Consider the following 10,279-nt stretch of genomic DNA (forward strand, 5'->3'; position numbering starts at 1 on the left):
CTACGACGTCCCCTCGAACCGGCACCGAACCGGAAGGCCGTCATCGGCCATTGATCCCGGGCCAGGAACCGTGCTGTTGGCGCGCGATGCGCGTCGACCTCTTCGATTTCGATCTGCCCGAAGCGAGCATCGCCCTCAGGCCGCCCCAGCCCCGCGACGCCGGGCGGCTGCTCGTGGTCCGGCCTGGCGAGGCACTGGAGGACCGCGCCGTGCGTGATCTCGCCGATCTGCTGAGACCGGGCGATGCCCTCGTCTTCAACGACACCCGCGTGATCCCGGCCCGGCTTCGCGGCGTCCGGCATCGCGTTGGCTCGCCGGGCCTGCGCATGGAGGCGATGCTCCACCTGCGCGAGTCGCCCGAAAGCTGGCGTGCCTTCGCCCGGCCGGGCAAGCGCCTCGCCGTCGGCGACAGGGTCCGTTTCGGACGGGATGGCGAAGGCGAAGCCTGCGCCCTCGGCATCCTCGACGCCACCATCGCGGAGAAGGGGGCGGGGGGCGAGATCGTGCTGCGCTTCGACCTCTCCGGTCCCGCCCTCGACGAGGCCATCGCGCTCGCCGGTGAATTGCCGCTGCCGCCCTATATCGCCGGCAAGCGCAGCACCGATGAGCGCGATGTGGTGGATTACCAGACAGTCTACGCCCGCAAGGCCGGAGCCGTGGCCGCCCCCACCGCGGGCCTGCACTTTTCCGACGACCTCCTCGCCCGCATCGATGCCGCCGGGATCGCACGCCACAGCGTGACCCTGCATGTGGGCGCGGGCACCTTCCTCCCCGTCAAGGCCGACGACACCGACGACCACCGCATGCATGCCGAGATCGGCCATCTCGATCAGGCGACGGCTGAGGCGCTCAATGCCGTGCGCGCCGCGGGCGGCCGCATCGTCGCGGTCGGAACCACGGCCCTGCGCCTGCTCGAGAGTGCTGCGGATGAAGACGGCCGGCTCCACGCTTTCGCCGGCCCTACCGACATCTTCATTACGCCGGGCACCCGGATTCGTGCGGTGGATGCGCTGATGACCAACTTCCACCTGCCGCGCTCGACCCTGTTCATGCTGGTTTCGGCGTTCTCGGGCCTGGAGACGATGCGGGCGGCCTACGCGCATGCCGTCGAGGGCGGCTATCGGTTCTACTCGTATGGGGATTCGAGCCTGCTGTTTCCCGCGCCATCCGAGTGAACGCCCCTGGCGGCGACCCGCCCCCCATCGATCGGAGGTCATTCCAGATGGGTCGTCATCATGCTCTTGGCGCGCTCGAAGGCCGCGGGGCCGAGGGCGAAGGGGCCGTCGAAGGGTCGCTCGTGGAGCGCGATGACCGACAGCGTCCCGACCATCGCCGTGGAGAAGATGACGAGCGTGATCACCTGAGCGCGCGGCTTGTCGACATGGACGATGCCGATTGAGATCAGCGTCAGGGTGCAGAGAAACAGCAACGTCATCCACTTCGAATCGTCGCTCTCGCTCGCGCTCAGGGCCAGCCGCTCGCCCCGAGCCTCCCGCAGGTTCATGACCGTGGTCATCAGGGCGCTATGAGCAACGACACCGGATGCGCTGGTCTGAACCGGGTCGGCCACCATCTTCATGAGCTTGCTGAGCGCCGCGCCCGCCTCGCTGGAATAGGGCGTCTTGGTTCCCATCTTCGGGAACTCGTCGGTGATCACCGCATCCGCATAGGCGAGCAGCGCCTTCTGAATGTCCGACATGTCCGAGACCGTGGCCTCGCTGAGATCGTAGGCGGCGATCAGGTTGGCCCGCTCTGTCTGAACGATGCGCGACGCCTTCCCCTGCCGCTCCCAGGCATCGTTCGCCACGAAGCCGGTCAGCAGGGCGAGCAGGATGCCGATCGAGCTGAAGAACGACGCGACGATACCGCCGACATTGTTGAGCAGATGGGTCCGGGTGTAGGGGACGTTCGTCAGGACGACCAGGGCGATAGAGACTGTCGCAAACAGGGAGGCGAGGATGACGATCATCAGCCAGATCGGTTGATCGAGCCAGAGTCCTAGGAGCATTGATAGACCTCGCGATCCTATGGTGAGCCGGCCGCGCGGAAGAATCCTCGTCTGGAGGAGTCCTCGTTTTGAGGAAACCTAGTCTGAATATCCGGGTGGTTGGCGGATCTCCGATACCCCTTGAATGCGCTCTGGACCAGTAGCCCGGATCGACGACCACCGCCCCGGCATGGTCGACCTGTCTGGCACCGACAGGTCCGTTTGCGAGCGCACGTCCTCCCGCATCGGCTTTTGCCGACAACCGGCATCCACTTTTTCGGCCGATGCTCTAAACACCATGCCCATGTCCGAGACCCCCTCCCTCCACAGTCACGCTTCCGAGCATTTCACATTCCGCGTCGACGCCACCGACGGGCAGGCCCGCACCGGGGCGATCTCGATGCCGCGCGGAACGATCCGAACGCCGGCGTTCATGCCGGTGGGGACGGCGGCCACCGTGAAGGCGATGTATCCGGGCCAGGTTCGCGACCTCGGCGCCGACGTGGTGCTCGGCAACACCTACCATCTGATGTTGCGCCCCGGCCCCGAACGCATGGATCGGCTCGGCGGCCTTCACCATTTCATGAACTGGCCGCATCCGATCCTCACCGATTCCGGCGGTTTCCAGGTGATGTCTCTCTCCGCCCTGAGGAAACTCGACGAGCAGGGCGTCACCTTCCGTTCGCATGTGGACGGCTCGGCCCACCACATGAGCCCGGAGCGCAGTGTCGAGATCCAGGGGCTTCTCGGCTCGGACATCCAGATGCAGCTTGATGAATGCGTGCGGCTCCCCGCCGAGCGGCCGGCCATCGAGAGCGCCATGCGGTTGTCCCTGCGCTGGGCCGAGCGCTGCCGGCTCCAGTTCGGCGAGCAGCCGGGCAAGGCGATGTTCGGCATCGTCCAGGGCGGCGACTTGCCGGACCTGCGTGTCGAGAGCGCCAAGGGCCTCGTCGATCTCGACCTCAAGGGCTACGCCATCGGAGGCCTCGCTGTGGGCGAGCCGCAGGCGGTGATGCTGGCGATGATCGAGACGGTGGAGCCACATCTGCCCAGCGACAAGCCGCGCTACCTCATGGGCGTCGGCACGCCTGACGACCTGATGCGGTCGGTGGCACGCGGCATCGACATGTTCGACTGCGTGATGCCGACCCGCGCCGGCCGCCACGGCCTCGCCTATACCCGCTTCGGACGGATCAACCTGCGCAATGCCCGGTTCGCCGAGGATAACCGCCCCCTCGACGAGACCTCCACCTGTCCGGCGGCGCGCGACTATTCCCGCGCTTACCTCCACCATCTCGTGCGCACCGACGAGATTCTGGGCATGATGCTGCTGACTTGGAATAACCTGTCCTACTACCAGGACCTTATGGCCGGCATGCGGGGAGCGATCGCCGCGGGCCGGCTTGCGGATTTCTCCGGCGAGACTCGCGAGGCCTGGGCCCGGGCCGAGGCCGAGCGCGCCAGCGCGAATCTGGCCGGTTGACCCCTTCGGCCCAACCCCCTATTGCGAGCCACGCTTCTCACGACAGCCGGCCCGATCCCCCCCATCGAGCCCGGCGCGTCAGAGCAAGCGAGCGCGTAGCTCAGCTGGTAGAGCAACGGACTTTTAATCTGTAGGTCCTGGGTTCGAGTCCCAGCGCGCTCACCAATGATTTCAATGACTTAGCCTGTTTAAGTTTGTGGTTCTAGGAATCCTAGCGACCATATAGCTACCACCGCGTTGCACCCTCCCGTACGAGCTGTTTGGGCCTGCTGCCTTCTAATCTCTTAATTGCCCAGAGGCACTGTGCGGTCTCGCTTGACGACCATCTTTATGTGATAATTATGCGACAATAGGGTGCTTTGGGGCGTGCGTCGGAACGGGGGACAGCCACGACGCGATCAGCTTCATGCAGCGGCTGCCGTTCCGCCTGATGCTCGGGCGCGCCTACGATGACAAGGATGCCCAAGAAATGCGCAGCGGCCGGATCGCCCGGGCAGACGTGGCTGCATACATCGTCGGCCAGATCGCAGAACCGTCCCACGCGGGCAAGGTCGTCGTCCTCGTCCGGTGACGGGGGACGCCGCGTCACGACTGCCTTCGCCCCCGCACCGCACCGAGATCGCCACAGATGCCGAACCTCGTCGAGTCCAGCCTGCGTGTCGCCGCCGAGGGCCTCGTCGCGCTGGTAGCGGCCTGCAACCGGCTACGCCTGCCGCGGACGCCGCACCCGTTCGTGGTCGGCGTGCACGCGCCGATGCGTGAGGAACTAACGCTGCCTTATCTGCCCGTGACCGGGGCGATCCCGGCTGGGCTCGACGGACACGCTACCTCAAGATGGGCGCCAACCCTGCCAGACCGACGACGCGCGGCCACGACTGGTTCCTGGGCGACGGTATGGTGCACGGCTTGCGCGTCGAAGGCGGTCAGGCCCTGTGGTACCGCAACCGCTGGATCGGCTCGCGCGCGGCCTCCGCAGCGCTCGGCCGACCCGCCGCCCTGGGGCCGCGCCGGGGGGACGACACCGTCAACACCAACGTCGTCGAGATCGGCGGCCGCGCCTTCGCCGTGGTCGAGGCCGGCAGCTACCCCGTCGCGCTGTCGGAGGACCTGGAGACACAGCGCTACGATCCGTTCGGCGGCACGCTCGCCGGCTCCTTCAGCGGGCACCCGCACCGCGATCCGGCGAGCGGCGAGATCCACGCGATCGCCTATGACGGCCGCGTCTGGGACAGCGTGCGCCACGTCGTCCTCTCGGCCGCGGGCCGGGTCGTGCGCGACGTGTCGATCCCGGTCGAGCACGGCCCCTGCATCCACGATTGCGCGATCACGGCCCGTTTCGTGGTCGTGCTGGACCTGCCCGTCACCTTCTCGATGCGGGCGGTGCTGGCCGGCCACCGCTTCCCGTTCCGCTGGAATTCCGCTCACCGCGCCCGCGTCGGCCTGCTCCCGCGCCAGGGCAAGGCCGCCGACATCGCGTGGTGCGCGGTCGAACCGTGCTTCGTCTTCCACGTGGCCAACGCCTACGACGACGCGGACGGGCGGGTGGTCCTCGACGTCGTCGCCTACGAGAAGGTGTTCGCCTCGGCCGGCGGCGGCCTCGACACGCCGGGCCGGCTGGAGCGCTGGATCGCCGACCCCGCCACGGGGCGGGTCGACCGGCGGGTGATCGACCCCGCGCCGCAGGAGTTTCCCCGGATCGACGAGCGCCGCTTCGGGCGGCCTCACCGCTACGTCTACGTCGGCTCCGTCCCGGCCGACGGCAACACGCAACTCGTTGGCGCGACGCAGATCTTCAAGCACGACCTGGCGATGGGGGAGCGGCGCGTGCACGAGTTTGGCCCCGACCGTGTCCCGGGGGAGTTCGTGTTCGTGCCGGCGGGGCCGGAGACCGGCGAGGACGAAGGATGGCTCGTCGGGCTCGTCATCGACACGGCGAGCGACACCACGGACTTCACAATCCTAGACGCGCGCGCGTTCGAGGCGCCGCCGGTCGCCACGGTCCGTCTCGGGCACCGGATCCCGCCGGGCTTCCACGGGAACTGGTTTCCGAATCAGAGGGCAGGATGACGATCTCCAGTAACTCGGACGCTGGCGCGCGCGGTCACGTGCCGCAGAACGTGCGGTAGTCCGCCCCGCCGCCCTCGGGCGCCTCGGCATAGCGGGCGTGGGCAGGCTGGTCATCGTAGGGCCGCGACAGCACCGCTAACAGCTCCTCGAACGGGCCGAAGTCGGCGCGCTCGACCGCTGCCGCGATCATCGCCTCGACGTGGTGGTTGCGCGGGATGAAGGCCGGGTTGACCGCGCGCATCGCCGCCGCCGTCGCCGTGGGATTCCGTCCCCCCTCGGCCAACAGCTCCCGCCAGCGCACGGCCCAGCCGTCGTACACGGTCGGGTCGACGAACAGGTCGCGCACCCCGGCATCCGCCTCCGGCCGCTCGGCAGCGTCGCACAGGCGGCGGAAGGTCAGGGTGAAGTCCGCTTGGTCCCCCGCCATCCGCGCCAGCAAGTCGTCTGCGAGCGCGACGGCGCCATCCAGGTCCGCGGACAGGCCGAGCTTGTGCGCGAGACCACCGCGATACGCCGCCTCGAAGCGCGGGCTGAAGCCGGCGAGCGCCGCCTCGGCCGCTTCGACCGCCGCCGCCTCGTCCTCGGCCAGCAGCGGTAGCAAGGTCTCGGCGAGACGGGTTAGGTTCCACAGGGCGATCCCTGGCTGCTGGCCGTAGGCGTAGCGCCCGTGCGCGTCGATCGAGCTGAAGCTCGTGCGCGGATCGTAGTCGTCGAGGAAGGCGCAGGGACCGTAGTCGATCGTCTCGCCGGCCACCGACATGTTGTCGGTGTTCATCACCCCGTGGACGAAGCCGACCAGGAGCCAGGCCGCCACGAGGTCGGCTTGTCGGGCCACGACGCCGTCGAGCAATGCCCGGTAGGGGTGCTCCGCGGAGGACGCCTCGGGATAGTGCCGGGCGAGGGCGAGGGCGAGGGCGAGGGCGTGGTCGGCGAGCGCCCGCACCGCCTCTGCGTCGCCCCGGGCGGCGAAGTACTGGAATGTGCCGACCCGGATGTGACTGGCCGCCACGCGGGCCAGCACCGCCCCGGGCAGCCGGGTCTCGCGCAGGACCTGATCGCCGGTGGCGACCGCTGCCAGCGCCCGGGTGGTGGGGATGCCGAGCGCGGCCATGGCCTCGCTTACGAGGTACTCGCGCAGCACCGGCCCAAGCGCCGCCCGGCCGTCGCCTCGGCGGGAGAACGAAGTCGGGCCCGCGCCCTTGAGCTGGATGTCGCGGCGCTGCCCGTCACGGTCGATGACCTCGCCAATCAGGACGGCGCGCCCGTCGCCCAGCTGCGGCACGAAGTTGCCAAACTGGTGCCCAGCGTAGACCGTCGCGATCGGATCGGCGCCTTCTGGGACACGATTCCCCGCGAGCATCTCCACCCCAGCGAGGCCGGCGAGCCAATCCGGGTCCATGCCGAGGTTCGCCGCCAGCGCGCGGTTCAAACGGATCAGGCGCGGGGCTGCGACAGGTGTCGGGGCGCGGCGGGAGAAAAACCGGTCGGGCAAGCGGACGTAGCTGTTGTCGAACGGGATCGCGGTCATGGTTGGGAGTTATGGGCGATCGCGGCGGCGGACAAGCGCCTTCCGGGGACCGGTGGGTAACAATACGCGAGAAGGCGCGCGGCCGCGTCGCCGACACTGCTTCCAGTCTGATGCCGGTATGTTCCGGGCTACCGCCATCTGCGCAAAGCTGACGCAGTCAGCCTGCACGATGCGTAGATCCAGGTCGGGAACGAGCGCAGACCGAGCCGTCGCCCCCGCCGAGTTCCATCGGCGTCGATCCCATCACCACCGACATCGCCGACCGCAAGGAGCGAGACGCCAGGGCCAACAACCCCGGCGCCTTGTTCACCGAGGTCAGCACCGCGGTCCATGCCCTACTGGCAGACAGATCAACGAATCCTACGCGGGTTTATAAAAGACGATCGATTTCACCTTGTGGCCACCCCTCCAGCGCGGAGTTGTTACAGCCCATTCATAGCCAAACCCACGGTCGAATTTATGATATCGCCTAGTCGACTTTAAATAACCCTTGCTCGAAAGCCAATTAAGTCAAGCCGAAAGATGCATTCTATCTGGAAAACAATCTCGAAATGTAGTTGATCGAATAGTAAATTGGACGACATTTCCAATTTCTGTTACAAATCCAATCTTATCCCCCGGATCAATGCCGTGCTTTTCTTTCACGGGTAGGCTGATCTGTCGAAGTTTCTCTCGAAGGATTCGCGCTGCGGCCGCTTCAAGTGGCTTATATTTTGGAATAAGCGAATAACCATCACAAAAGCAGGCAAGTATTGCTTTCCGCAACACAGTTCTGTTCCAGGGCAAAATGCGGGCGGCAATCGCCAAACGTCCTGCGGCATAGACTAGTCCGAAATTGCGCGCCGCATGTTGGATTTCACCAGCTGCCAAGACGGTTTTGGTTTGCTCGAAAAATTCCTCGATGTGTCGCCCAACCTGATCTCTGAACGTGTCCGGGTGCTCCAGGAGGTACTGAACGAACGCCTTCATCGCCCAACCATGATGCCGCTGAACTGCGTTCCGAAGGTTGCGGAGACGCTCCCTCGCTCGCCGGGTCGAAACTTTCTTGGATTACCATTGGACCCAAGATCAAAAACCGTTTTGCAGCCTTCGCTTACCGCTGGAACATCCCAACAACGAGCATACTCACCATGGTCGCGTACTCGGCCCGCGCGCTGGGCAAACACCGAGATGGGATGCTCTGAATTGGCCAGGTAAATGATGCGGAACCCAGTCGCACTGGCGTCCGTAGCGTAAGTGGAGGCGCTATGCCGTACACGATCCTTGCCCTCCGACAACCCATAAATAAGGCGCTGATACGTCGAATAGGCATCTCGCTTTTGTCCGTCGATTAGCCCGGCTTCGTTGAGGGGCATCGGGCCATCGTTGCACAAACGCCCAAGCTCGAACAATGAAGCATCAGTCGCATTGAAGTTCGGTAGCTGCGACTCTTCGCCGATACCAATGACGGATCCCACGGCAAGCAAAGCGGTCGACTTGCCCGATTTGGAACGTCCATGGAGATTGATTCCGAATGACGCCAGGCCCAACGGCTTTAGGAGAGGGGCGGCGAATGCAGCCGAGAGAGCCGTCATCAAACGTGTCGAGCGCTGACACGGCCGAGCGACCCCATCGATCCACCCTTGAAGGTCACCCGCGCGACCGGTTTTGAACTGCGCCTTCTGCTTCATCCAAAGGGGTGGCTTGATTTTCAGCTCTTTCTTCCTTTTTCCGAGAACCTGATTCTGTAGCACGAATGCTTGGTTATCCGGCCGCCATCCGAGGCTTGTGGAACAAAGCCAATGTTCGCGCGGGCGCATGTCTGGCGCCATTTCCGCAAGGCGGGCTCGCGCATCTGAATCAAGAGCGCCGATCCAGTTTTTGCTGATCAGCTGCGCGCACAGTAGCCTCGGATTAATCGCCTCTTCCAGGGGGAGGTGAATCGTTCCACGACGCCCGCATGGCTTGGCGAACCTGTAGACCGCGAAGGTATCACCTGTAGGTTCATCTTCCGCTTGAGCACGGAAAATGACCTCTTTCTGTCGGGCATACGCCCGACCATTCCGGCCGGCTTTTTGGTCACGAGCGTTGGTTTTTTTGGGTGAACGGTTGATTGTGCTCATTTCAGCATAGCTCCTGGTGCCGCCAGTGCCGGACGTGCCGGGGCGGACGAGATGAGGGGAAGAAAGGGGAAGGCGGCACGATCGGCACGCTCCGCGACGTCAGTTCGTACCTGCAGCCTCAGCTCAGGTGCAGTTCACTTAGTTTCTATAGGGATCAGTCATCATCCCTTGAGAAACAGGTGGTGCAAGGGCCGACAGGCAGACCAAGGAATTTCACTTCGCCAAGGTCTGCCAGTCGTCATTGGATGCTGATCGCGATCAGGTTGGTTTCTCGCCGAGCATCACGAGCCGCCAACCCTTCTCGGTACGTTGAAACTCGAGACCGTGGAGCAGGATACGACCTTCGAATCCGAGGGCATCCATCGCCAGCATCACCTCGACCTTTTGGTGGGCTAGGAGGTCACGCTCGCGGGTATTCCGACGCTTGCACTTCCCGCCTTTTGATTTCTCCGCGAGAGTCGTTACCCGACGATGGAACTCCGGCTTGAACGCGTAGGCGATACCTGGAAGGGCACCGTCGAAATTCATCGCGACGAGCGGCCTAGGGGTGGTGGTGCTATCGGATGGAAAGGCGCGCCGCAGTAGCTTGATCGCCGGTTTCATTCCCTCCTTCTCTGCGATGATCCATGCGTGCGGACGATACTGCGTCGGCGCTCCTGGGCATTCGTTCAGCGAGAGGTCGAACCCAACGAAGGCCCACGGTACACCTGCCGCCGTGAGTACTTTCCTGATCCGATCCCCCAGGACCTGGAAAGGATCAGCTGGAAGGCTTCCTTCGTCGAACCCCTCAAGAGGGATGGCGCTCGCGCAAAACAGCTCGCGGCCCTGCGCGCGGAAGAACCTGCTGCCCTGCTTGACCACGAAGCACTGGGCAGCCCTCATGCATGCTGGGCAGGCGGGCGAAACGCAGGGGCTTTTACGCTTGCAGCTCATGATCCGCCGCCGGAGATACCTCGCCACCGGGCGATAGCGTCCGGAACGCTTAATACCAACGGGCGCTGATCATAACCGATGAGCCCATTCGCGCAGTCCGATGGACATGATCTTCCAGGGTTGATCGGTGAGCCTGTTCCAGGCGTTGCAGCCGCGGTCGACGATGTCCTCGTAGGATG

General features: G+C 65.0%; 9 protein-coding genes and 1 tRNA gene. 5 read left to right on the plus strand and 5 right to left on the minus strand.

The window, feature by feature from the left end; all coding sequences use genetic code 11:
- Positions 1–86 precede the first annotated feature (86 nt).
- Positions 87–1,175, plus strand: coding sequence for a tRNA preQ1(34) S-adenosylmethionine ribosyltransferase-isomerase QueA (queA, locus tag FPV16_RS16755; RefSeq protein ID WP_227439516.1), 1,089 nt, complete (start codon positions 87–89; stop codon positions 1,173–1,175).
- Positions 1,176–1,213: 38 nt separating this feature from the next.
- On the opposite strand, the gene FPV16_RS16760 is transcribed toward queA, so the two are convergent.
- Positions 1,214–2,008: a DUF4239 domain-containing protein gene (locus FPV16_RS16760; RefSeq protein WP_227439517.1), complete on the minus strand. Its 795-nt coding sequence runs from the start codon at positions 2,006–2,008 to the stop codon at positions 1,214–1,216.
- 283 nt (positions 2,009–2,291) lie between these two features.
- On the opposite strand from FPV16_RS16760, the gene tgt reads away from it, so the two are divergent.
- The 4 genes from tgt (at position 2,292) to FPV16_RS16780 (ending at position 5,537) form a co-directional block, all read left to right on the plus strand.
- Positions 2,292–3,470 carry a tRNA guanosine(34) transglycosylase Tgt gene (gene tgt / locus FPV16_RS16765; RefSeq protein ID WP_227439518.1) on the plus strand — a complete coding sequence of 393 codons (1,179 nt, stop codon included), beginning with the start codon at positions 2,292–2,294 and terminating at the stop codon, positions 3,468–3,470.
- An 89-nt stretch (positions 3,471–3,559) separates the two neighbouring features.
- A tRNA-Lys gene (locus FPV16_RS16770) sits at positions 3,560–3,635 on the plus strand.
- A gap of 241 nt (positions 3,636–3,876) precedes the next feature.
- Positions 3,877–4,041 carry a hypothetical protein gene (locus FPV16_RS16775; RefSeq protein WP_227439519.1) on the plus strand — a complete coding sequence of 55 codons (165 nt, stop codon included), beginning with the start codon at positions 3,877–3,879 and terminating at the stop codon, positions 4,039–4,041.
- Positions 4,042–4,304: 263 nt separating this feature from the next.
- The gene (locus tag FPV16_RS16780) at positions 4,305–5,537 is read left to right on the plus strand and encodes a carotenoid oxygenase family protein (RefSeq protein ID WP_227439520.1); all 1,233 of its coding nucleotides are present in this window, start codon (positions 4,305–4,307) and stop codon (positions 5,535–5,537) included.
- 34 nt (positions 5,538–5,571) lie between these two features.
- Here FPV16_RS16780 and FPV16_RS16785 read toward each other — a convergent pair whose 3' ends face one another.
- The 4 genes from FPV16_RS16785 to FPV16_RS16800 form a co-directional block, all read right to left on the minus strand.
- Positions 5,572–7,065 carry a protein adenylyltransferase SelO gene (locus FPV16_RS16785; RefSeq protein ID WP_227439521.1) on the minus strand — a complete coding sequence of 498 codons (1,494 nt, stop codon included), beginning with the start codon at positions 7,063–7,065 and terminating at the stop codon, positions 5,572–5,574.
- A gap of 510 nt (positions 7,066–7,575) precedes the next feature.
- A complete protein-coding gene (locus FPV16_RS16790; protein WP_227439522.1) occupies positions 7,576–8,034 on the minus strand; it encodes a hypothetical protein in 459 nt (152 codons plus the stop codon).
- The gene (locus FPV16_RS16795; protein ID WP_227439523.1) at positions 8,031–9,167 is read right to left on the minus strand and encodes a DUF927 domain-containing protein; all 1,137 of its coding nucleotides are present in this window, start codon (positions 9,165–9,167) and stop codon (positions 8,031–8,033) included. The genes FPV16_RS16790 and FPV16_RS16795 overlap by 4 nt, the downstream gene beginning before the upstream one ends.
- Positions 9,168–9,425: 258 nt before the next feature.
- A complete protein-coding gene (locus tag FPV16_RS16800; protein ID WP_227439524.1) occupies positions 9,426–10,028 on the minus strand; it encodes a hypothetical protein in 603 nt (200 codons plus the stop codon).
- Positions 10,029–10,279 lie beyond the last annotated feature (251 nt).

It is taken from the genome of Methylobacterium sp. W2, assembly GCF_020662345.1.
Classification (GTDB): domain Bacteria; phylum Pseudomonadota; class Alphaproteobacteria; order Rhizobiales; family Beijerinckiaceae; genus Methylobacterium.